Here is a 23,110-nt window from a genome sequence, read left to right on the forward strand (position 1 = left end):
GATAAAGCATATTGTAACCATTTTGCTTCGAGACCTGAACAAGTATTGATCAAAAATCACCTATCAAGGGATATCAGATAAAATCAAGGTGGACTTTTTCAGAGCTCTCTCAAAAAAGGCACGCATTAAAGTCATTTCGAGTGGATCGAGGAATATTTCTCTTTATAATGAATCTCCCCTACCCCCTCTTTTTCAAAGAAGGGTATTTTAAAGTATCTGAGAGATGCTTGACATTCATTAAAAAAAGGGGGACTTCAAAATTCTATGAATGAAAGTTTAAAAGATATCTTCGATGATTTAAAGTTTCATTTTGATTATCTTAATGATACAATAATAGGGTCAGGTCCGGTAGTGTCAAGATTTTTGTGTCAGCAGAAGAAATGGGGTAGCAGTTCGTTGTTTAAGGTTCTCATAGGTAAAGACAGAAAACAGAATTCGTTCCATACTGGTTCGGTCACTGAAAGTCCCCATGGGTCGGGTTCTTCTGCGTACCTCCACGAATCGCCGTTCAATGGCATTGGTCGTACGAAGGACTGAGGAGGCCAAGGTGGTTTTGATCTGTAGAAAACTGAGCAACTCCGGTAGATCTTTTTGGAGGCAATGAACCGCTTTAGGATAAACCCCTTTCCAGCGGGCGACAAAGTGTTGAGCTGCTTTTTGCGCTTCTCGAAGGTTACGAGCATGGCTGATGCGATGAAGAGAGCGTTTGACTTTCTGCTGATCCGCTCGTTTCACATAATTGAGAACATTACGGATTTTGTGAGTCCAACACCGCTGAACCGGCACCTCCCCATAGACCAAAGGCAAGGCGGCCAGCAATCCTTTGCCTCCATCCACGACGATGAGCTTAAGGCCCTCCCCCTTAAGCCCCCTCTCATAAAGGTGATTCAAAAACCCTTCCCAGGCCGATTGCGATTCCCCTGAAACCTGACGAAAGTCGATGATCTCCTTCTTTCCATCGGCTTTGATCCCCAGGGCGACCAGCATCGTTCGTCTCTGGGCACCGATGCCCGTTTTACGTTTCATGACAATCCCATCCAAGACAAGGACTTCATAGGAGTCCACCAGAGGCCGTTGGTGATAAGCCCCAACCGCCTGATCCAGTTGCTTTGCAATTTCGCTCACCGTGGAGGGACTGACCGGTTCGCCCAGAATCGGCAAAAGTGCCGGCCCCACCTTCCTGGTCGACAGACCCAGCAAAAAACTCAACAGAATCATCCGCTCCACAGGGAAACTCCGACGGGCAAAGCCTTTGAGAAGTCCATGGGCACTAAAGGTGCGAGTTCGGGGAATCCGAAGTTCAAGATCCCCGACTTCGGTTAACAGATGGGAAGGGAAAGAACCATTCTTACGGTCCGGAAGCCCTGAAGCTCTCATCTGGTCCAGGTAGACATCGATGGCATTGCGCATCCGACTCTCCAACACCTCCTTGATGGCCTGACGGGCGGCCAGACGACACTCCTCCTGCCAGGTATCAATCGCCATATGCTTGATCTCTTCAAACGCTTGGTGTATGTTGGTAATCGCTGCCGGTAGCATGGGGTACCTCCTTGAGGTTGTTGGGTTGAAATAACTGAAAGGGTACCCCATTTCTTTTCCCTGAAACAAGTCGTGAGGGATCATCGGCGGAAACATTTCAGTGACTGCAGGGCCAAACGCCTTTAAAGTCTTAAAACCAACCTCACCATTTGCCCTACAACCCACTTTCTCCCCCTTATCCATACCTCGATATCCCCCCTGACACACAGATTGTACACCACCCCCTTGAATGAGCCCATTGATTGTCAAGCCCGAATCTGGTATCTTAAAGACTAGGCGTAGGTCTATCGTGATCTCGCTCAACGGATTCCTCCTTTCTTAGGGCATTGCTCACCCTTTATTCAGGCGGAATCCGTTTCTTGTTTCAAGAGAAAAAATCATTCACCCATGACTTCACGTAACTTTTGAACAATGCCAAAAGTTCATTGGTTTCCAAGGATCAGTGTCTTTTGACCTGGGGAAGCTTTGTGGAGCTCAATTCGGTAAGGGGAGAGATGAATCGGCGGGGATTTACGGGAGCATAGGATTTTTAGGTACGATCAAGCAGAGGTATGAGACGGGGGAGATGATTCGGCCCAAAGGTAGGCCCAAGAAAACCCAAAAATGAAATCCCCCCTTTTTGGGAGAATTCGCGACCTTCGTGGCAAGCCATCGGGGCCTGAATCATGTTATAATTCATCCAGAATTGAAGACGGCCTATTATGAATCTCAAAGAGCATCTTTTTGACCTTCTCATCCACGACCTCCGGGGTCCCCTTTCGATCGCATCCACCTGCGCTCACAACTTGCTCCACAAGTCGGAACGCTACGGCCCCCTCACGAATCAGCAGAAGAGGACCTTAGGGGTGGTCTTGAGGAACATCCGGAAGTCCCAGGCCCTCGTCCAACAGATGGTCCAACTCCTGCTATCCGAAGAGAAGCTCTTTCACCACAGGCCCTTTTTCATTCACGAGGCCCTGAAGGATTCGCTGGCCGAGGCCCTGGAGACTTTGCTCCCTGAAGAGGCCTTCTCGGAGATCCAGGAGGACCAAGAGTTCTTCCGGATGTTGCAGGAGCACGGGATCCAAATCGCCTTGACCGGAAAGTATTGCACGGCTCCCTTCTGCCACGACCCGGACAAGGTCCGTCAGATTCTGATCAACCTGATCAGCAACGCCCTCAAATATAGGCGGAGCCGGATGAATGTGTCGATCAGTGGAGAGGACGACCTGATCGTCTCCGTCGAAGATGACGGTCCGGGGATCCCATGCGGAAAAGAGGAGGCGATCTTCGAGCGTTTCTCCAAGATAGGAGGGGGGGAAAAGCCCGAAATCCCCGGCCTCGGTCTTGGGCTGATTGGCGTCAAGGTCCTGGTGGAGGCCATGGGAGGAGAGATCCGCTTCGTCAGCCTCAAAGATAAGGGCACATGTTTCACTGTCCGAATTCCCTGTATTGCGTTGGGACGAGGGGGAGAAGAGGGAAGGAAAGATTAGGGCGGGCTTCCTCCCCCGCTTACTCCAGCAGAAACCCTCGAGGTTTTTGAGGTCGGGGCTTTTTCTCTCCCTTCTCACCCTCCTCGATTTTGAACCCCGATTCCTCGAGGATAAATCTGTCGTCTCCAGGATCGGCTTTGAACTCCAACTTCAGCTTCCTTGCCTCCTGAACGTAAGATCCCTCCTTGAGGCGGATCTCGCCGTCGGGCACGACCACGATGGCCGACTCCCCGAAGACCGGACATCGCTGTTCGCAGAACCCGCAGCCGTTGCATTTCGAGGCGATCACAAAGGGCCGACGATATCCCTCCACCGGCCGGAAGACGATCGCATTGTAGGGGCAGATCTCATCACAGATGAGGCAGATCTTGTTTTGAGCCCAGACCAGACATTTCTCCTTGAGGAGGATGGCCGTCCCAACCTTGGCATGGTTCTTCTCCTCGAGGGAGAGGGAGCGGATCGCCTGGGTGGGGCAGACCTTTCCGCAGACGTTGCAATTCTGATCGCAGGGGGCAAGCCGAAGGTCCATCCTGGGCGTCCAGAGGCCCGAGAGCCCTGATTCCCAGAAGCAGGGCTGAAGTGTGTTGGTCAGACAGGATTTCATGCACTCCCCGCAGCGGATACAGGTGCGGAGAAATTGGGGCTCGGGGAGCGACCCTGGAGGCCTAATGATCTGGAGCTTTCCCTGCCTTCGGGAAAAGGGCGTCTGCAGGACCAGAAACCCGGCGGTCAGGCCACCGGCGATGGAATAGACGAACCCCCTCCGGGTTAGATCGATCTTCGAATATTCCCCTCCGACGGAAAGGGAGAGAGGGAAGGTGACGGCATCCTGGGGACAGACCTCTTTGCAGGTCTTGCATTGGATGCACTCGGGAAGGAGCGTCTTTTGGGGATCCCCCGGGATGGCTCCCATGGGGCAGGCCTTCTGGCATTTAAGGCATTCGTTGCAGGCCTCGGACACCTTTCGCTTGAAGAGGCCGATGGGAGAGATCAGGCTTAGGAGGGCGCCGAGGGGGCAGAGGTAGCGGCACCAGAACCTTGGGGCCAGAAGGCCGAGGCCGACGATCCCTCCGAAGATGAGGAGGGTGAGGCCGGACATATAGAAAACCGGCTGAAAGTAGTAGAGGTGGGAGAGGGAGATCCACCCGAGGGTTTTGAAGAGGGGCCGCAAAAGATCGAGGAGGAGATTGATCAGGTTGACCGCAAGAGGGTAGAGAAAGAAGGTGTAGAAGCGGGTCAGGAGGGCAATGGGGTCCATCAGGAAGACGAGGGATAGGCCGGCAATGGCCGCCGTGACGAAGAAGATGAGGAGGACGTATTTGATCCTCCGGAGGGTCCTTTCCGTTTTAAGACCTCCTCTCTTCTTGCTTCGAAAGAGAAGGCGGTCAAGAAAGTCGATGGAAGCGCCGGTGGGGCAGACATAGGCGCAGAAGAACCTTCCGAAGAGGAGGGTGGCCCCTATGGTGATCAGGCCCCATAGGCTTCGGCCGATGATCTCTCTTGCGGCCAGGATGGCGTTAAGGCCCAGAAGAGGGGAGAGGCGGAGATAGAGATCGGCCGGAAACCAGTCCGGGAGCTTATAGGTGGCCAGAAAGATGAGGAGCGAAAAGAGAAGAAGAGAGAGGGCTTGAAGGATCGTTCTCATGCCGTCCCTTTATAGATCCTGAGCTGGTCGGGATCGATCCTTCCAAGGCCTCTCTGATGGGCGGCAAGGAGGTGCTCCACCTGCCTTCCCTTGAAATGCTGGCCATACCATGGAGCGACGGTGACGCCATAGGAGTCCACGGCGACAGGGTCAGTTCCGGCGACGATGAGGTTCAATCTTTTGACCTCCCCCGGGCCACCCGGGCCGCCCGTAAGGAGGGCCCTCGACGCATCGAGGATCGTCAGCTGGGGTCTTAGGACCGAGGCGAGGTCGGCCAGCGCCTGGTTGATGTTGAGCCTCGAATGGAAGCTTTCGCGATCCCAGATGAGGCCCATCAACCCTTTGATCCCGAGGCTTACGCCTGTGGCGGAGTGGGATTTGGCCACCGGCAGGTTGATGAGGAGGTCGCTTTCGAGGACCTCCTGGATGACCTCCACCCGTTCGAGGGCCTTTCCCTGAGGGACCCTGACCTCCCTGAAGAACTTCCTCTCCTGGAAGGCGAGGACATGGGTCCTTGGCAGATTCTTGCAGGCCTCGCGAATGCCGGTTCGGTCGAGGCAGAGCTCCGGGCGGTGTAGGGTGTGATCGAGGACGACCACCTTGTCTGCCCCTGCCTGGATACAGGCCTCGGCCACGGTCGCTACGACCAGGGGATGGGTCGTGGCTCCGAAGTCCGGCGTTCGTGCAAAGGACATGTTGGGCTTGAGCACGACCTTTGCCCCTTTCTTAACGAAGCGCGAGATCCCTCCCAGCGCCTCGATGGCCTTTCGGGTAGCGGCGACAGGCTCCCCTGAGATGACGGCCAGGTCGAATTCTTCCTTTGCCTGTAAAGCGGAAGGCCTCCATCGACACCAAACCAACCCGATCGCCGCTGTTTTGAGAAAGCCGCGACGGGATGTCCTCTTATGCTGAAACTCCATATCCTTCTCCTTCCTCCCCCCTCGTCCAAACCGATTTTAAACGAAAGCGTCACGCAACCTTACGACCTCTCGGATCTTCTTTGAAACATTGAAATTCGAGGCGCATCTCACCTGGCAGACGGAGCAATCCTCGCACACCTTATCGGGAAGGTCGAGCGAGGCGACCACCTCCCGCGCACGTTCGACATTTCGGTAATCGTAGGTGTACATATAGGCCCGCATCAGATCAGGGATGGGAAGGTGCTCCGGACAGGTTCCCGAGCATCTCCTGCAACCTTGGCAGTAGTGGCTCGGCAGCGCGGCCTCCTTCTGGAGCGCCCTTTTCTCCTCCTCGGTGAGCCGCAGGTCCTCCATCACGGCCAGGTCGACCTCCAGCTCCTCGAAGGTGGTAAATCCCGGGATGACCGTATGGACGTTCGGGTCCTGAAGGACCCACTTGAGCGAGGCAGCCGGATTCTTCGCCGAGGGAAGCAACCTGAAACCGCCACGGATGGCCTTCATGGTGACGATGCCGAGGCCTGCCTCGGCCGCCTTGGCGATGGCCAGTCGTACCTCTTTATAGTGCCTCTGGTGATAATTATAGGCGGTCTGGATGACCTCGTAGCATTTAGACTCAACCGCGGCCTGCATCACCTCGGGTTCGTTGCTATGGGTCGAGATCCCTGCAAAGCGGATCTTTCCGTCCTTTTTTGCCTTTTCAAGACCGTTCAGAACGGGCTCATAGATGACCGACTCTCTCCTCGAAACGTTATGGTGGTAGAGGATCTCGACATGGTCCACGCCCAAACGCTTGAGGCTCAGATCGAGCTTTCGAAGGAATTCTTTCGTCGTCGCCCCCTCGGTATAGAGACCGGTGGACCGGTCCTGGGGAAGGGATACCTTGGTGGCGATCACAAAGGAATCCCTCGGCCGATCCTTGATGACCTGTCCGATAGTCTCCTCGTTTCGACCTCCCATATAACCGTGGGCCGTATCGAGCATCACCATCCCGGAGTCGAGGGCAGCCCGGATCAACTGGGGATTGTCGGAATTCATCACTCCCATATTGATGACCGGAAGCTTCAGCCCGGTCTTTCCTAAGGTCCGATAGACAATCTTCCTCTCCTTCCCTTTCGACTCGACCAGCTTCACCTCCTGTTTCAATTCGAAAGGAGGAAGAAAGAGGAGGCCTCCAAACCCGGCAAGCGTGGACCTCATGAACTCTCTTCTACCCATCTGCCTTTTTAACATTGAGCCTCTCCTTTCTCTCCCGTTGAGATTCGGATCTCATTTACAACAGGAGGGGGAAACCTTTTTCAGTCCCTCTTCAAGCGCCCGGAGGTGTTTCGACCGAAGAGAAGGCTCCTTCAGGTTCAATCCTCCCCAGAGGTACCTTCCTTTCCAGAGAAATTCGATCTCTCCATGGTGAGGGTCCTTCACTGTAAAACGGCCCTGAGGCGGGTCGTTTTTGGGATGAGGGATCACCTGAAGGTACGCTTTCGTCATCTCGTTGCATCCCCTTTCGTCCTGGCAATCCATGACGAAGAGTCGGAAGGGTTGGCCCTGAGATCGATATTCTGCGGAGAAGGCTTTTTGGAAGAAGGGGTATCCGAGAAAGTTCTTGGGAAAGAACTTCTCCGAATATCTCTCTTTCCCCTCGCCGGGGAATACGGACAGGATGGGAGGAAAGGACCCCTTGGGACCTAAAAGGCTGGCCATCTTTTTCGCAAAGGTGATCAGAACCTCCCGATCCTCCCCTCCCGTGTTGATCGAGCTGAGCTTCACATAGTAAGGGCCCTGGAGAAAATTGAGGAACCCTCTCTCGTAATAGGCCTCCAGTCCGATCTGAAGGTATTCTGCCTTTGGAAGTCGCTCCTGGCTGTAGATCCCGAAGGCGTAAAGGGGCGACTTGTGGCGATAGAGATCGATGACGACCCGGGCCTTCCGGTCGTTTTCGTATTCCGCCACCTTCAATTCTTCGAATTCATACGTCAGGTAGAGGTCCGCGGCCCCGTCGATATATTCGTAAAGCCTCGCGGGCTCGAAGATCTGGACCTGACCCGACCTCTTCCATCCCGCCATTTCAGGAAAGAGGATCTCCTTCGCCTCCGCCCATGCCCCTCCCAAGAGGGTCGCCATCCCCAGCAGGATCAAGGCTGCCTTCATCCCTTCCCTCCTTTCCGGCCATTGACACTCTACGTTTTTATATAACATATACCATGAGACCCGTGACACAAATTTTTCTTGCCCCGGTCTGGAGAGGGAGATGAAAGCCTTTCGATATTCGAACATCGAGCGAGAGATGGAAGTCTATGGTTACGATTCCTACGTGAAGAGCCACTGCCGGATGTGCCACGGCGGTTGCGGGGTCATCGTCTATTTAAAGGGTGGAAAGGTGGCCAAGATCGCCGGCGACCCCGACTGTCCCATCGGCCACGGGACCCTCTGCGCCAAGGGCCTGGCCTCGGCCCAACTGGCCTACCATCCTGACAGGCTCACCTTTCCCGTCAAACGGGTCGGCCCCAAAGGCAGTGGTCAATGGGAGAGGATTTCATGGGACGAGGCGCTCGATACGATCGCCGAGAGGATTTTAGAGTACAAAGAGAAGTTCGGCCCGGAATCGATCGTCTTCGGTTACGGGACGGGCAGGGAGAACGAGGCCGTGATCTATCGGATCGCCAATCTCCTCGGCACGCCGAATGTTTTGACCGCAGGCCATTTCTGCTACGGTCCCAGAATCTGCACCAGCATCATCACCTGCGGAACCAACCCCATCGTGGATTATGAGAACTTTCCGAAGTGCATCCTGATGTGGGGCAACAACGTGACGATCAGCAATCCCGACGAATACAAGGGCGAACCCTTCTCCGTCGCCCTCGATCACGGGGCCAGGCTCATCGTGGTCGACCCGAGGTTGACCCGACCGGCGGCAAGGGCCGACCTCTGGCTCCAGCTCAGACCCGGCACCGATGGCGCCCTCGCCTTCGGCATGCTCTACGTCATCATCGAGGAGGGGCTCTACGACAGAGAGTTCGTCGAGAAGTATACCCATGGCTGGGAGCCCTTCGTCCGGCGGGTGAAGGAGTATCCCCTGGAGAGGGTGGAGGAGATCACCTGGGTTCCGAAGGAGAAGATCCGGCGGGCGGCCCGGCTCTTCGCCACGACCAAGCCCGCAGCGATCCAATGGGGGGTCGCCATCGAGCAGCAGATCAACTGTGCGGACAACGATCGGCTGCTCTTGGCCTTGATGGGGATCACCGGAAACATCGACGTCCCAGGGGGGCAGGTCCTTCGCCGTCCTCCCGATGTGGTCAACGTCGGACAGTTCGGTGCCCACGGAATGCTTCCGAGGGAACAGTTCGCCAAGAGATTGGGCGGAGACCGCTTCCGGCTCGCCTCGAGATTTGCCATCCTCCATCCGAAATGCGTCTGGGATGCGATCCTCGAAGGGAGGCCCTACCCGGTCAAGATGCTCTTCCTCATCAGCACAAACCCCGTTTCAACCCGGGCCAATGCGAGGGAGGTCTACCGTGCCCTCGAGAAGGTCGAGTTCATGGCCGTCTCGGACTTCTTCCTCACCCCTACGGCAGAGCTTGCGGACATCGTCCTTCCTTCTGCTACATGGCTCGAGATGGACTATATCGGTGACTACTGGAAACGGCATGGTTATATCCTCCCTCGCCGCAAGGTCATCCAGGTGGGCGAATGCCGATCCGATCACGAGATGCTCAACGACCTGGCCCACCGGATCGGACAAGGAGAATACTGGTGGGAGACCTTCGAGCAGGCCCTCGACTACATCCTCCATCCCTTGAACCTCACCTGGCAGGAGTTCAAGAAGATGGATTATATCCGGGGTGAGGTGAAATACTACAAGTATAAGGAGAGAGGGTTTTCGACCCCGACCCGAAAGTTCGAGCTCTACTCCACCGTCCTCGAAAAGATGGGTTACGATCCCCTCCCCCAATACCGGGAACCTCCGGAGAGCCCCCTGAGCGCCCCCGAGCTCTATCGACAATATCCCTACATCCTGATCACCGGAGCCCGGATGCCGGGGTTCTTCCACACGGAGAACCGGCAGATCCGGAGGCTCCGGGATCTCCACAGAGATCCCGTCCTCGAGATCCATCCAGAGACAGCGGCCAAGGAGGGCATCCGGGAAGGGGAGTGGGTGGTCATCGAATCGCCCAGGGGGAAAGCGAGGCATCGGGCCCAGTTCAATCTCGGCCTTGACCCGCGAGTGGTGGCCGCTCAGCATGCCTGGTGGTTCCCTGAGAGAAGAGATCCGGGACATGGCTGGGAGGAGTCGAACATCAACCTCCTCACGGACAACAGCCTGGAGACCTCCGACCCGGCCATGGGCGCAACGAATGTGAGGACCCTCCTCTGCAGGATCTATCCCGAGAGAAAGGAAGGAGCCCGCGGTGAATCGTTATAGTCTCGTCATCGAAGAGTTCGCCTGCTGGGGGTGCAGGACCTGCGAGGTGGCCTGTCAGCAGGAGTTCAATCCGGTCGAGGTTCCGGACGGGATCAAATATCTCTCCGTCTGGCCGGATGGCCCCAAATTGGTAGACGGGAGGCTCGAGTTCGTCTACCGGGTGAGGGTGTGCAGACACTGCGACGATCCCCCTTGTGCGGAGGCCTGCCCTGAAGGGGCGATCTCGAAGAGGGAGGACGGGATCGTCCTCCTGGACGAGAAGCGTTGCACCGGATGCCGTTTATGCATCGATCAGTGTCCTTACGGAGCCATCCAATACAACGAGGAGACGAAGACCGCAGCCAAGTGCAACCTCTGCCACCACCGTGTGGATCGGGGCCTCTATCCCGCCTGCGCGGACAACATCTGCCTGGCCCACTGCATCTATTTCGGCGACCCCGCAGAGATCGAAAAGGAGATTCTGGAGAAGAGAAAGAGGAGAGCCGTTTCACCTCCCAGACCCTGATGAGGAGCCCTTTTTAGAGGTGGCGATCGCCGTAAAGGCGAGGGCCATCGTGACCGTAGAAAGGCGACATTTTCCTAAAAGGGAATGCGGGGGAACGAAGATATGGTTCCCTTCGGAATTCCTCGAAGCCTTAGAATCCAAAGGGTAGGAGAGGCCTGAAAGGAAAAAGGAAGGCGATCATAAAAAGGACCCTCTTCACCTCAAGAGGTTTTGGAGTTGCAGGGCGAGCATCATGTCACCCGAGATCTTCAGCTTCCCTCCCATGAAGGCGACCATCCCATCGAGCCTCCCCTCCACCATGTCCTGAAAGTCATCGGAGGCCATGGTGAGGGTGACATCCGGTGAAGGCGCCTTTCCCTCGGTCACTTTGCCGGTGCCCTCCCCGATGGTCACGAAAAAATCCCCCGGGTCCGGACCGGTGATCTGAAACTGGATGGTTGCTCTCAAAGACCCCAACATCCCTGGGTTCGCGTCGATCCTCCTTTGCATCTCGTCGAAAATATCCTTCGTTGACATCCCTGCCCTCCACTTTTGGCTCACCGTTTCCGATGGAGATCCTGTCACCATGGCTATTCAAGGCCATACTCTTTGGCGGCAATCTCCCTCATCTTAAATTTCTGAATCTTTCCCACAGGAGTCATCGGAAATTCTTTGACAAATTTGATATACCGGGGGATCTGTGTCGCCGGAAGCTTCTCCCTGCAGAAACGGAGGACATCTTCTTCGGTCAAGCTCGTTCCCTCCTCCAGTTTGATCCAGATAGCGATCTCTTCCCCCAAGGTCTTGTCCGGGACCCCGAAGACCTGAACATTTGATACCCCCGGAAGCGCAAAGAGGACCTCCTCGACCTCCGCGGGATAGATCGTCTCCCCTCCCTTCTGAATGACCTCCTTCAGCCTGCCCGCAATTCGGATATAATCCTCTTCATCCATCGTGGCCAGGTCCCCTGTGTGGAGCCAGCCCTCCCTGTCGATCGCCTTTTCGGTGGCCGCGGGCATTTTATAGTATCCCTTCATATTCAACCCGCGGGCGCAGAGCTCTCCCACGGATCCCCGGGGGACCTCTTCGCCCGTTCCGGGATCCAGGATCTTCACCTCAACATTTGGGAGAGGCCTTCCGACGGTGGCGACCCTTAACTCCAGAGGGTCATCCGGCCTCGTCTCCGTGATCCAGGAGGAGGCTTCGGTGAGGCCGTAGCCGATGACGATCTCCCTCACGCCCATCTCCTCCAGAACCCTCTTCATCACCTCCAGAGGGCATTGGGCTCCTCCCATGATCCCGGTCCGGAGCGATCGAAGGCGATCGGGTCGGTATTGGGGGTCTTCCATCAGGGCGAGGAAGGCGCTGGGAGAGCCGTAGATGGCCGTACAGCGCTCCGTTTCGATCGCCCTCAGAATCTTCCCCGGCTCGAAGGTCTCCGAAGGGATGATCAATGTCGCCCCCTTGCTCACCCCGGCCAGGACGATGCAGATGCACCCGAACATGTGCGAAAGGGGAACCGAGAGACAGAGCCTGTCCCTTTCCGTCAAACGCTGGATCTCCGCGCTGGCAACCGAGGTATTGATCAATCCCAGATGGAGGGACATGACGCCCTTGGGAGTTCCGGTCGTTCCAGAGGTGTAAAGGAGGGTGATCACCTCTTCGGGATGGCATTTTCGCCGGGACTCGCTCAAAACGGAATCCGGGACCCCTTCGGCCAGCTCGAAGACTTCCCCCCAGGACCACATGCTTTTCGTTTTTCGCTCAGAGAGGAGGATGAGGTGCTTGAGCTCGGGAAAGGTCTTGGAGTTCAAGAGATGCTCGATCTTCTCGAGAAACTCCCTCCCCTTTAACCCCTCGGCCAAGACGAGGGCCTTCGCATCCGATTGACGGAGAAGGTAATCGAGTTGATCAGGTTGTGCGTTGATGTCGATGCTCATCAAGACCACGCCGATCTGTGTCGCCCCAAATTGGGTGACGACCCATTCCCAGCGGTTAGGGGCCCAGAGGGCGAGGTGGTCCCCCTTTTTCAAGCCCAATTTAAGAAACCCCTTTGCCAGCCGATTGACATGATTTAAAAATTCCCGGTAGGTCAATCGGACCCCTCGTGGGAGATCGACCAGGGCCTCGTTTTCCAAAAACCTTGAAGCCACGTCATTTAATAGCTCTCCGATGGTCATTCTTAAGAGACCCATGGTCACCTCCTAAGGAAGACCATTTCCGCGGAGGGCCCTAAAGGGGCTGATCGGGTCATGTCCCCTGAGCCTGGGGCTTCAAGGTGAATCGCCATTTGCAGAAGAGATCCTTCGGATGGGGATCGGGAGGGGCGAAGAGACATTCCACCTCGATCCGATCGTCGATCTCCCTCGCGAAGGACTCGAATTCGCCCCGGTGCATCTCCTTGCAGACGAATTCGCCCAATCCCCTCCTGAGACGGGCCTCCTGGGTGGGGCAGTTCGGAACGGAGATGAGGACCTCATCTTCCCTCTCCGCGATGTCGTAGCCAACCAGGAGGGTCCACGGGAAATACCTGAGGGCGGTGACAAAACCTTTGAGCCCCTTCTCCTGGATGTCGAACCTCTGGATGAGGTCTTTCGCGGCCATCCCCGCGACACGGCCCCAGACCTTCTCGTTGAGCCTTTCGGCGGTGGGCTGGTCGAAACGTTCGGCCACATAGATGAACCAGAAAGCGTCCACGACCCGATAGTGCCAGAGGAGAAACTGGAGGTAGCTACGGAGCTCTCGAACGTCCATCTTTTCAAAGATGCTCAGATCCATCTCCTTTCCTTTTGCCCGCGACTTACCCATCTCGATCGAGGTCGATCCAAAGGCACCGAGGGGAGCAGCCCTCTATTTTTTCGGCGATTTCGTTTCGGCCTTTTTCTCGGGAGGTGGGGTTTTCTTCTTTTCCAGGGTCTTCATCTCTTCGAGGAGTTTCTTGGCCTCGCGCCGGCCCAATTTCCGGAGGGCCACGAGGACCTCCTTCTTCTGTTTACTGGGCTTGAACACCCCGGTCTCCCACTGATAAACAGCCAAGGGGGTCACGCCGGCGAGCCGTGCAAAATCTCTTTGGGAGAGTCCCAACCGCCTCCTCAGACTTCGAATCAGTTTGGGATGGAAACGGGCAGTGGCCACCTCCTCCGGTGCTGCTTTCAAGGGAGGCTTCTCTTCCCACTGCCTCCTCTGGAGCGATGCGAAGCGCTCGAGTTGAGAAACGGCTTTGCGGAGTTGGGCCAAGGTATTTTTTAACGCCCATACCTCTTTCTTGAGGGGATTTGCTATCTGTCTTACCTCCCGTCTGGCCAGCCTCACGATCTCCGATTTAATGACCGACTCCACCTTCCCCATGGTTTTCTCCTTTCATCTCTCGATTTCTCTTTCCAGTCTCTCCATCGTCTCGATGGCCTTTTCCATCTTCCCCCTTCGTTGTCTGATCCAAGACCTGGCCTGTTTCACCTTCTTCCGGAGCGACCTGAGGTTCTCTTTAACCCTTCTTAAAGAGGGTGTTCCGATCGCGACGTAGCGAGAGAGGGCTTCCTCCGGCATTTGGATTCGCATGGTCTCTTTCGGCCGAAAAGGCAGATTGAGCTTCATCTCCCCTATCGCCCGCTTGAGGGCCTGGTCGGTGACAACCTCCTTTCCTTCCTCCTCCGCATACCTGACCGCCTTCTCGATCACCCTCTTGGCCTGCCGCATGGGAAGTTTGTATGAGGTGATCAGATGTTCCATCAAGAAGGTGGTCCCTATGAAGGCCGCCTTCGCCTTCCCTTTCATCGCCTCCTTGTTGACCTGAAGCTGCCGGATCACCTCCGCTATCGCAGGAAGGGCGGGAAGGGTTTCATCCACCAAGTCCATGATCCAGTATTTGGTCCACTGCGTCTCCCGATTGTAGCCCATAAAGAGGCCTTTGCCCACAGAGAGAAGGCTCATCAGGACGCCCTGGGCATAAGCCGATTTGGCTTTGATCACCTCGAGGGAGTCAGGGTTTCGTTTCTGGGGCATGATGGAGCTCCCGGTGCTGTGCCGATCGCTCAGGCGGATCATCTGGAATTCACTTGTGGCCAGTAGGATCAAGGTCTGGGCCAGGGTGGCGAGGTGGTTCATCACCATACAGACCGCATAAGCCAGCTCAGCCTCTGGCTCCCATCTCTGGGTGATGGGATCCAGGGTGTTTTCTGTCGGGGCATCGAACCCGAGCAGGGAGGAGGTCAGATCTCGATCGAGGGGAAGAGAAGACCCATAGCCTGCGGCCGCTCCTAATGGGTTTTGATTGAAGAGGGGCCACCAATGGGCGAATCGATCGATGTCTCGGCGATGGGCTTCTGCAAAAGAGAGCAGGAGATGGCCGAAGGTGGTCACCATGGCCGGTTGGTGGTGGGTATAGCCGGGCATAACCGTTGCCCCGTGCTCCTCGGCCCGTTCGAGGAGGGCTTCGATCAACCCCACCAATCCTTCCATATAATCTAAGATTCGATCCCGAAGGTAGAGGCGCATGTCGAGAGCGATCTGATCGTTCCGGCTCCGGCCGGTGTGGATCTTTCCTCCGAAATCCATCCCCAGGCGATCGATGAGAAAGCTTTCGACATTGGAATGGACATCCTCCTTCACGGGATCAAGCTTGAATCTCCCTTTTTCATAAAGGGCTTGCAACTCCCTTAACCCCTTTAATAGTTTTTTCGCATCCCCCTTGGAGAGGATCTTCTGCCGATAGAGCATCAGCAGGTGGACCCGACTTCCCCAGAGGTCGTAAGGGATCAAGCGTTCATCGCAGGGAGGGATCCCCTTTACATCTCTTCCCGAAAGGAAATCGACCCTTTCCTTCGAGGGCAGTTCCTCAAAACGGCCTCCCCATAGCCTCTCGATCTTCATTCACAAATCTCCCCTACCCCTTCCATCGTCTTGGCTTTTCGTTAGGCCACCCTTTCCTAATCCCGTTAAATCGTCTATGATCCGCTTATAAGAGGGTTTCAAGGTCCTTAGACCCCTTCATTCTCAATGAAAACCCCTTCGTTGTCAATGGATTTTTAGAGAATGAGAGGGAGGAGCCCTATGAAGGCGGTTCGATTCAAATGATCCCGCCGTCGACGATGAGGGTCTGACCGGTGATATAGTTGGAACGATCCGAGGCGAGAAAGGCCACGGCGTGGGCCACTTCTTCGGGCCTTCCCAACCTGCCGAGGCTTGTGGATTTTACGATGGCCTGGACCTTCTCCTTCGGCATCTTCGAAATGACCTCGGATTCGATCAAACCCGGGGCGACGGCATTGACCTGAATGTTGAAGGGGCCCAATTCCCTGGCGAGGGATTTGGTGAAGGCGATCATCCCCCCTTTGGTCGCGGCATAGTTCGTCTGGCCCGCCGTGCCGAGGATTCCGCTGACCGAGGCGATGTTGATGATCTTTCCCTTCCGTTCAGGGATCATCTTCCGGATGACAGCCTTGCAGCAGTAGAAGAGGCTGTAAAGGTTGGTCTTCATTAAACCATCCCAGTCCTCGTCGCTCATGAGCATGAGGAAATTGTCGCGGACCAGGCCCACGTTGTTGACCAGGATATCGATCCGGCCGTACTCCCCGAAGACCTCTTCCACCATCTCCTTGACCTGGTCGAAACGGGTGACATCGGCCCGAAACAGTCTCAAAGGGGAGGATCTCGATTGGGACTCCTGTTTCAACCGCTCCGCGGCCTCTCCATCCCTCGAGAAGTTGGCCACGACCTTTGCCCCCTCCTCCGCGAAGAGAAGGGAGATGGCCCGGCCGATCCCTTTGGTTCCCCCCGTCACGATGGCGACTTTATCTTTGAGGAGCATGGCTGACCTCCTGAGTCGGATCGACTCTCCCTCCCTTTAGAGATTTTTTAAGGGTTTGAGTCTGGGCTTCTTCATCCTTCCTACAAGCTCCCAGAGAGGACCTCGAACCTGAAACCTCCGAATCTGTTCCATCAGGGGCTGGGTGATGTTGATCTCGAGGCCGGGGACGATCCACTGTCTCCTCTTCAGTGCCTCCCCTTGGATGATCTCTTCGAGTCTCCCATGGAGCGAAGGAGAGATATAGAAGTGGGGAAAGATGAGCTTCGAACCGTCCCCGATCATCCCTTCGGCTCGTGCCAGCCTCTCCAGCTCCGTGTTCGGATAGATCCGGATCCCGAGCATGGCGATGACCGCGGTGGGGTCAAGTTCGTCCATCAACTCGAAGGTCTCCTCGATCGTCCCCTCATCCTCTCCCGGACCGCCGAAGAGGAGGTAATGGCAATGGTTGACCCGGAGCTTGGCGCAGAGCTGGGAGGCCTCAATCACCTCCTTCCGGGTGAAAGACTTCCGGTAATTCCTCAACATCTTCTCCGAGCCGGAGTCCGTTCCGAACTCCACCCCATCACACCCCGCCTCCACCATCCGCCTCAATAAGTCCTCCGTCAACGACCCGGGATTGACAAAGGCCGTCCACCTCACCCTGATCCCTCTTTGGGCCATCCTCCGGCATAACTGCTCCGCATAGCCGGGAGGATAATTGAAGATATCGTCGACAAAGTATAGATAATCGGTTCCATAATCCCGAAGGAGCCCTTCCATCTCCTCGACCACTTCTTCCACCTCCCGGAGCCTGACCTGTTTTCCCTCAAGTAGGGGATAGGTGCAGTAGATGCAGGAGAAGGGACACCCTCGTTTCGTCTGGAGGTTGAGCATCCCGCCATCCTTCAGATAGCGCAGAGGGTCGAAGAGGGTTCGATCCGGCGAAGAGATTCGGCTCGCCTTCGCTCCCCTGATGAAGGGAGCCGACTCCCCTTGGACGAGGAGATGGGGTGCGGGCTGGACCGGATGGCCCTTCTCGATCGCCTCCACCAGCTCGAGGAAGGCTTCTTCTCCCTCTCCCACGATTCCGTAATCGACCTTGAGATGTTGGAAAAGGTCCCGGGGGGCCAAAGAGAAACCAGAGCCACCGATGGCGATCTTTGCCGTGGAGAAGCGGCGGCAGATCGAGATCACCTCCTCGACCTCCGGGAGGTAGGAGATCGAGGAGGGGTAGGTCAGGTTATCCAGATTCCTGAGGGAGAGGCCGATCAACTCCGGACCGAAACGATTAAGGAGATCTCGGAGGTCGGCTGAGAGATTTTGAGAGAAGCAGAGGTCGAGGGCCTCAACGGAGTGGCCCCCGGCCCTCAAGGAGCCAGCGATATAGGCCAGCCCCAGGGGGAAGACCGGGGCCGGCATCCGTTCTCGATTGACCGAAACGAGGAGGACCTTCATCCTTCAGCGTTTCCTCCCCGATGACCCATTTTCGAATCCATTCGAATTACCTCCCGTCCATCTCCTTTCGGATCCTGTGGATCACCTCCATCTGGGCCCCTCGAAGGGCGAAGTTGGCCATCAGAAAATGGAAGAAATGATTCTTGGGTCCCCAGAGGAGGCGTTTCAAAATGGACCGGGGGGCGCAGGTATATTTTTGGGCCCAGAGGTACCCCTCCTGGAGCTCCCGCGCGGTCATCCCCCGGGGTTGGAAGACGACGTGGCTCATATCGTAATGGGACCAGTCGTTGTCGAAGATCCTGCCCTCCTTTTCGAGACGCTTCCGGAGTTCGGTTCCGGGGAAGGGGGTCAGGACCGAGAAGGACGGGATCTCGATGCAGGTCTTCTGGACGAAATCGACCGTCTTTTTAAAGACGCTCGGGTCATCCCCGTCGAACCCGAAGATGAAGGAGCCGTGGATCCCGATCCCGTGGGCCTGGATGATCCGGATGGCATGGATCAATTCCATCGCATCGACAAATCGCTTTGAGACGTTGTCAAGGTTGGTTTGAAGGAGAGATTCAAATCCGATGAAGAGGGAGATGCAGCCGCTCTCCTGTGCCTTCTTGAGGAGTTTCTCATTCCTGGCGATCTTGATCGTGGAAAAACCCATCCACTTCACGCCGTGGTGACGGAACAACTCAAAAAGGCCGAGGGCATAATCCTCGTGGGCGATGACGTTGTCGTCCGTCAGGAAGAGATACTCCCCACGTTTTTTAACAATGAGGGAGAGCTCCCGGTCGACCTCTTCGAGGGGGCGCGTCCGATACCGCTTGCCGTTGATGACGGGCACCGAACAGAATTCGCACCGGTGCGGACATCCCCGAGTGGTTTCGATGGCTTTGAATAAGGGGCTGTAGCGAGGGCTCAGGAGGTCCCTCCTCGCCATGGGCATCCCCTGGAGTTCAGACCATTTCCGGTTCCTGTAGAAGGGTTTGAGCTTTCCCGCCTCGAAATCCCTGATCAGGTCTCCGAGCATCCCCTCGGCCTCTCCGATGAAGACCGAATCGGCATGGGCCTTGGCCTCCTCGGGAAGCAGGCTTGGATGGACGCCTCCTAAGACGACCTTCACCCCTCTTTTTCGGAATCGGTCGGCCACCTCATAGGCCCTCTTGGCCGTGCAAGTGAGGGAGGTGATCCCCACCAGGTCCACCTCGGCTTCGAAGTCGATCGTCTCGATGGCCTCGTTGATAATTTTTATCTCGTATCCCTTGGGAAACTGGGCGGCCAGGAGGGTGAGCCCCAACATCGGAAAGGGGTAGAGGGTATCGTTCGAATACTTGATGCCCTTCTCACGGGGAAAGATGAGAAGGACCTTTTTCGAGGGTGAAATGGGGGTTGAGGATAGCGAGTTCAAGGTCCTCTCCTGCTGAAATCGTTTGGATCGAGGTCCTCCAGGTTGGGCTGTCTCCAGGGCCGCTTTGTGGCATTCTCCCAGACGTAGCGGAGGATGAGCCGGTAGGCCATCCGCTTGAAGGGGTTTCGGCTGAAGAAGGCGCCCAGGAGGATTCTGGGCTGGGTATAGTATTTCTTCAAATAGGCCTGATGAAGCCTCTGGACCTCCTCTGCGGTGAGAAACTTCGTATCCATGACCGGATGCATGAAATCATATTTCCCGAAATCCCACTCCCGGATCCTCCCCAAACGCTCCGCCTCCTCAAAGTATCTCGTCCCGGGCAAGGGGGTGGTCATGGTGAGGACGAGAAAGTCGCTCTGTCTCTTCACAAAGCGAAAGATCTCTTTTAGGGTCTCCTCGGAATCGTCCCAGTCGCCGAACATGACATTGGCCATCACCATGATGTCGTGCCTTCTTAAAATGTCGATCGCCCTCTGGGCCATCTCCCTCGATTGCTGCTTCTCGTAGCGATCGAGGACCTCGGGATGGATGCTTTCGATCCCGAGCATCACCTCGTAGAGGCCCAGGCGTTTCATCTCGGGGATGAGGTCTTCGTCCCGGAGGATGTCCCTGACCCGGGACTGAAACCAGAAATGGATCCGGAGGCCCGACCTTCCCAGCTCCTCGAGAAACTCCTCCACCCGCCGACGGCTCCAGTTGAACGTATTTTCGTTGAAGACGAAGAGGCTCTTTCCGTGCCGATGATAGAGATAGGAGATCTCTTCGACGACCTTCTTTCCACTTCGACCCCTCCAGACCCCTTCCCAGAACCTCGTCTCCGAACAGTAGGCGCAGCGATCCCCACATCCCCGACTGGTGGAGAGGCCGAAGGCCCTTCTGCCCATACCGTGCCAGTAGTAGGCCTCCTGCTCCAGGTCGATGAGGTGGTAGGCGGGGAGAGGAAGGCTGTCGAGGTTGGGGATGAGGGACGGACTGCGGTTTAAGACGACCCCTCCGTTTTCACGGTAGGCAACCCCCTTGAGGCCCCTGCCGTCCCCTCCGGACGAGAGCTGTTTCAGGAGCTCCGAAAAGGCGATCTCTCCCTCGCCGAGGACGATGTAGTCGAGATCGTGGATCTCCTTGAGGATAGGCTCCGCCAGGAGGGTGAAGTGACTTCCTCCGGCCACGATCTTCGAGGCGGGCGACATCCTTCGGCAGAGATGGATGGCCTGGATCGCCTCCGGAGATAGGCAGGTGGCGGAGCAGGTGATGCCGATCACCTCGGCCTTGGAGGTCGAGACGAGTGAGGCCAGATCCTTCCAGGGCCTTTTCAGGGTGGTGGCATCGATGATCTGGACCTCGAAGCCCTCTCTTTCGAGATAAGCCGCAAGCTGGAGGAGGCCGAAAGAGGGGGTCCACATCCGAAGTCCCGGAAAGAGTCGATGGGGAGGGTCGACGAGAAGGACCTTCACTCAGACCTCCAGATACTTCCTCATCACCTCGATCTTCTGGAGGATGTCCGGCGGGACCCGGTAGAGGAGGGTTCCCCGAAGGTCGGTCAGGACGTGCGTGGTGGAGCCCGTGGCCAGGACCTTGCCTTGAACAGGTGAGACGATCTGATAATGGAAGATCAATTTGGCCACCTCCGTCCTCTCCATGGTGGTCTGGATGAGGATCGATTCTCCGAACGAGGCGGGGAATTTGAACTTGCAAACGAGCTCCACCACCGGCGCCAGGAGGTTTCTCTCCTTGAGCTGGAGGGGGCCCAACTCGAACCTTCCGGTCAGGTCGTTTCGCCCCACCTCGAACCAGCCCACATAATGCCCATGCCACACAACGCCGTAGACATCGACTTCGTAAAACCGGACCTGAAGAGGGGTCTCGTGATACCTCATTTCCTTGCGCCCTCTTTCGCCCAATCTCCGGCCGAGACCGCCTCCACCCCTCGGTCGATCCACCGGATCAATTTGGTCAGGGTGGCCTCCTGTCCCACCTCGACAAACCGGGTCACGCCCTCTTCGATCATCCTCCTGACACACCTCTCCCAATGGACGGGCCTTGCGATCTCCTCGGCGAGAAAGTCCTTGATCTCTCCTCTCTTCAGGGGTTCCACGGTGAAATGGTTCAAGACAGGGATCTTCGGGGCCTGAATCTCGACCTCCCTGAGCAAACGATGAATCTCCTCCCTTAAGGAGGAGAGCGGTGGGGCATGGAGTCCGATGGTGAAGGTCAATCGGCTGGCCGAAAGGGCGTTCCTCGATAGGGCGAGGCCAATGGCCTTCTCAACCCCTTCCTCCTTTCCGGAGAGGACGAAGTGTTTCGATCCGTTATAATTGGCGATCCAGAGATCCCATCCGTTGAGATCCCGGTGGAGCTGTTCTACCTCTTCGAGGGTGAGCCCAACGATGCTCGCCATTGCCCCCCTTTGAGAGAGGGCCTCCCTTTCGAGGATCCTTCCGATCGATTCGGTGATCCATAATCCCTCCTCGAAGGAGATGGCCTGCGAGGCGGCCAGGGCGGCGTAGATGCCCATGCTGTGCTCGGCGAGGAGATCCGGCACCCAGCCCTGGGAGCGGAGGCGCTCGTAATGGATCATCGAGAGCAGGTAGGTGGCCACCTGTAATTTGAGGTTTATCCCCGCCTCCTCGCCCTTGAAGGAGAAGTCGAGGAGGTCGAAGGAGGTAAACCCGGAGGCCCTCTTCAGCAACCTTTCGAAAGAGGGATCTCTTCGGAGGGGATGCCCTTCCCCGAACCAGGGCCTTTCCTGAAGTTGGCCGGGGAAACAGAAGGCCGTCTTTCCCATCAAGCCATTCCTTTTTGCTCCACGACGTATTGGGCCAGGGTCCGTACGGATTGGAACACCTTTCGCCCCACCTCGGCATCCGGGATGACCACCCCGAATTCCTTCTCCAGGCCCAGGACGAGTTCGAGGGCATCGATCGAATCGAGGCCGAGCCCCTCCCCGAACAGGGGGGCATCCGGGTCGATCATCTCGGGCGTCAGATCCGAAAGTTTTAATCTCGTGATGATGAGGTCCTTCAATCTTTCGATCAGTTCGTTCCCTACTTCAACCATCGATTTTTTCTCCCGTCGGGGATGAAGATGGTCTTTCTGGCCAATAAGAAAAAAAATTATACCACTGATCCGGGTATTTTTCGATATAGGCTTCGAATTTTTTGATGAGGGTCTCCATCCCTCTTCGAATCCCCTCCTCCCGATCTCCCCGTGAGCCGGGTTCGAAAGTGATGGGCGATTCGATCACTCCCCGATATTTTCGATTCTTTTCCAGCACGACGAAGACGGGCAGGACGGGCGCACCGGTTGCCAAGGAGAGGAGGGCGACCCCGATCGGGAAAGGGGTCTTCCTGCCGAAGAAGTCGAAGGTCATCGTCTTCGGTGTTTCCACACGGTCTCCCAACATCGCCACGATCTCGTTCCGTTTGAGGGCCTTGACCGCATCGAGGATCGCCACGGGGGATTCCACCTTCGGATCGATGTAGATGTTTTTGATCCCCGCCCTTCGCCTCATCTCCTCCCTGTAGGACTTGGTTCCATGGTCAGGCTCGTCCAAGGTGAGGACGTTGAGCTTTCCGCCCTTGAAGGAGAAGAGAAGGCCTCCCATCTCCCAGTTTCCGAGATGGGGCGTGATGCAGATGGCCCCTCTTCCCCGTTGGAGGGCATCGATCATGTAGCGATCCCCCTCTTCCGCTTCGATCCAACGATCTTTATTGGCAGGGCGGAGGCGATGCATCACCATATAGTCGAGCAGGTATTGGCCGTAATTCTGGAAGGTCTTCCGGGTCAAGGCCTCCACCTTCTTCTTGGACCATCGGCCCCGACCCACGACCTCCAAATTCTTCCGGATGGCCCTTCTCGTCTCGGGCATGAGGAGATAGAAGAGGTCTCCGATCACGACGGTGATGTACTTCTGGATCGGCCTCGGGATGAGGGTCGAGAAGAACTGGAAGAGAAAGAGACAGAGGAAGCGGTTAAGCGCTTGCGAACCCCGAATGGCCAT

General features: G+C 56.4%; 21 protein-coding genes. 3 read left to right on the forward strand and 18 right to left on the reverse strand.

The window, feature by feature from the left end:
- Window positions 1–354: 354 nt before the first annotated feature.
- Window positions 355–1,842 carry an IS256 family transposase gene (locus tag N3G78_13825; protein ID MCX8118993.1) on the reverse strand — a complete coding sequence of 496 codons (1,488 nt, stop codon included), beginning with the start codon at window positions 1,840–1,842 and terminating at the stop codon, window positions 355–357.
- A 398-nt stretch (window positions 1,843–2,240) separates the two neighbouring features.
- On the opposite strand from N3G78_13825, the gene N3G78_13830 reads away from it, so the two are divergent.
- Window positions 2,241–3,011, forward strand: a complete 771-nt coding sequence (locus N3G78_13830) for a HAMP domain-containing histidine kinase (protein MCX8118994.1) — start codon at window positions 2,241–2,243, stop codon at window positions 3,009–3,011.
- 19 nt (window positions 3,012–3,030) lie between these two features.
- Here N3G78_13830 and N3G78_13835 read toward each other — a convergent pair whose 3' ends face one another.
- From N3G78_13835 to N3G78_13850, 4 genes are all read right to left on the reverse strand, one after another.
- On the reverse strand, window positions 3,031–4,656 hold the full coding sequence (locus tag N3G78_13835; protein MCX8118995.1) for a 4Fe-4S dicluster domain-containing protein: 1,626 nt from the start codon (window positions 4,654–4,656) through the stop codon (window positions 3,031–3,033).
- Window positions 4,653–5,576: a DUF362 domain-containing protein gene (locus N3G78_13840; GenBank protein MCX8118996.1), complete on the reverse strand. Its 924-nt coding sequence runs from the start codon at window positions 5,574–5,576 to the stop codon at window positions 4,653–4,655. Before N3G78_13840 ends, N3G78_13835 begins: the two co-directional genes overlap by 4 nt.
- Window positions 5,577–5,612: 36 nt before the next feature.
- Window positions 5,613–6,773, reverse strand: coding sequence for an aldo/keto reductase (locus tag N3G78_13845; protein ID MCX8118997.1), 1,161 nt, complete (start codon window positions 6,771–6,773; stop codon window positions 5,613–5,615).
- 69 nt (window positions 6,774–6,842) lie between these two features.
- Window positions 6,843–7,721: a hypothetical protein gene (locus tag N3G78_13850; GenBank protein MCX8118998.1), complete on the reverse strand. Its 879-nt coding sequence runs from the start codon at window positions 7,719–7,721 to the stop codon at window positions 6,843–6,845.
- A 100-nt stretch (window positions 7,722–7,821) separates the two neighbouring features.
- Here N3G78_13850 and N3G78_13855 point away from each other — a divergent pair, with 100 nt between their 5' ends.
- A complete protein-coding gene (locus N3G78_13855) occupies window positions 7,822–9,993 on the forward strand; it encodes a molybdopterin-dependent oxidoreductase (protein ID MCX8118999.1) in 2,172 nt (723 codons plus the stop codon).
- Window positions 9,980–10,498, forward strand: a complete 519-nt coding sequence (locus N3G78_13860; protein ID MCX8119000.1) for a 4Fe-4S binding protein — start codon at window positions 9,980–9,982, stop codon at window positions 10,496–10,498. Before N3G78_13855 ends, N3G78_13860 begins: the two co-directional genes overlap by 14 nt.
- Window positions 10,499–10,693: 195 nt before the next feature.
- Here N3G78_13860 and N3G78_13865 read toward each other — a convergent pair whose 3' ends face one another.
- The 13 genes from N3G78_13865 to N3G78_13925 all read right to left on the reverse strand — a co-directional run bounded on the left by N3G78_13865 (window position 10,694) and on the right by N3G78_13925 (window position 23,110).
- Window positions 10,694–10,987 carry an SCP2 sterol-binding domain-containing protein gene (locus tag N3G78_13865; protein MCX8119001.1) on the reverse strand — a complete coding sequence of 98 codons (294 nt, stop codon included), beginning with the start codon at window positions 10,985–10,987 and terminating at the stop codon, window positions 10,694–10,696.
- Window positions 10,988–11,067: 80 nt separating this feature from the next.
- Entirely contained in the window at window positions 11,068–12,672 is a 1,605-nt protein-coding gene (locus N3G78_13870; protein ID MCX8119002.1) for an AMP-binding protein, read from the reverse strand.
- Window positions 12,673–12,727: 55 nt separating this feature from the next.
- On the reverse strand, window positions 12,728–13,255 hold the full coding sequence (locus N3G78_13875; GenBank protein ID MCX8119003.1) for a DUF6125 family protein: 528 nt from the start codon (window positions 13,253–13,255) through the stop codon (window positions 12,728–12,730).
- 72 nt (window positions 13,256–13,327) lie between these two features.
- The gene (locus N3G78_13880; protein MCX8119004.1) at window positions 13,328–13,825 is read right to left on the reverse strand and encodes a helix-turn-helix domain-containing protein; all 498 of its coding nucleotides are present in this window, start codon (window positions 13,823–13,825) and stop codon (window positions 13,328–13,330) included.
- A 12-nt stretch (window positions 13,826–13,837) separates the two neighbouring features.
- Window positions 13,838–15,346, reverse strand: a complete 1,509-nt coding sequence (gene argH / locus N3G78_13885) for an argininosuccinate lyase (GenBank protein MCX8119005.1) — start codon at window positions 15,344–15,346, stop codon at window positions 13,838–13,840.
- A gap of 196 nt (window positions 15,347–15,542) precedes the next feature.
- Window positions 15,543–16,283: a beta-ketoacyl-ACP reductase gene (locus N3G78_13890; GenBank protein MCX8119006.1), complete on the reverse strand. Its 741-nt coding sequence runs from the start codon at window positions 16,281–16,283 to the stop codon at window positions 15,543–15,545.
- A 36-nt stretch (window positions 16,284–16,319) separates the two neighbouring features.
- On the reverse strand, window positions 16,320–17,717 hold the full coding sequence (locus tag N3G78_13895) for a radical SAM protein (GenBank protein MCX8119007.1): 1,398 nt from the start codon (window positions 17,715–17,717) through the stop codon (window positions 16,320–16,322).
- Between the two features lie 46 nt (window positions 17,718–17,763).
- On the reverse strand, window positions 17,764–19,113 hold the full coding sequence (locus N3G78_13900; protein MCX8119008.1) for a B12-binding domain-containing radical SAM protein: 1,350 nt from the start codon (window positions 19,111–19,113) through the stop codon (window positions 17,764–17,766).
- On the reverse strand, window positions 19,110–20,564 hold the full coding sequence (locus N3G78_13905; protein MCX8119009.1) for a B12-binding domain-containing radical SAM protein: 1,455 nt from the start codon (window positions 20,562–20,564) through the stop codon (window positions 19,110–19,112). Before N3G78_13905 ends, N3G78_13900 begins: the two co-directional genes overlap by 4 nt.
- Window positions 20,565–20,987 carry an acyl-CoA thioesterase gene (locus tag N3G78_13910; GenBank protein MCX8119010.1) on the reverse strand — a complete coding sequence of 141 codons (423 nt, stop codon included), beginning with the start codon at window positions 20,985–20,987 and terminating at the stop codon, window positions 20,565–20,567.
- Entirely contained in the window at window positions 20,984–21,895 is a 912-nt protein-coding gene (locus N3G78_13915) for an ACP S-malonyltransferase (GenBank protein MCX8119011.1), read from the reverse strand. Before N3G78_13915 ends, N3G78_13910 begins: the two co-directional genes overlap by 4 nt.
- Entirely contained in the window at window positions 21,895–22,167 is a 273-nt protein-coding gene (locus N3G78_13920; protein MCX8119012.1) for a phosphopantetheine-binding protein, read from the reverse strand. Before N3G78_13920 ends, N3G78_13915 begins: the two co-directional genes overlap by 1 nt.
- Window positions 22,160–23,110, reverse strand: coding sequence for a lysophospholipid acyltransferase family protein (locus N3G78_13925; protein ID MCX8119013.1), 951 nt, complete (start codon window positions 23,108–23,110; stop codon window positions 22,160–22,162). The genes N3G78_13920 and N3G78_13925 overlap by 8 nt, the downstream gene beginning before the upstream one ends.

The organism is Thermodesulfobacteriota bacterium, from assembly GCA_026415035.1.
Classification (GTDB): Bacteria; Desulfobacterota; BSN033; order BSN033; family UBA1163; genus RBG-16-49-23.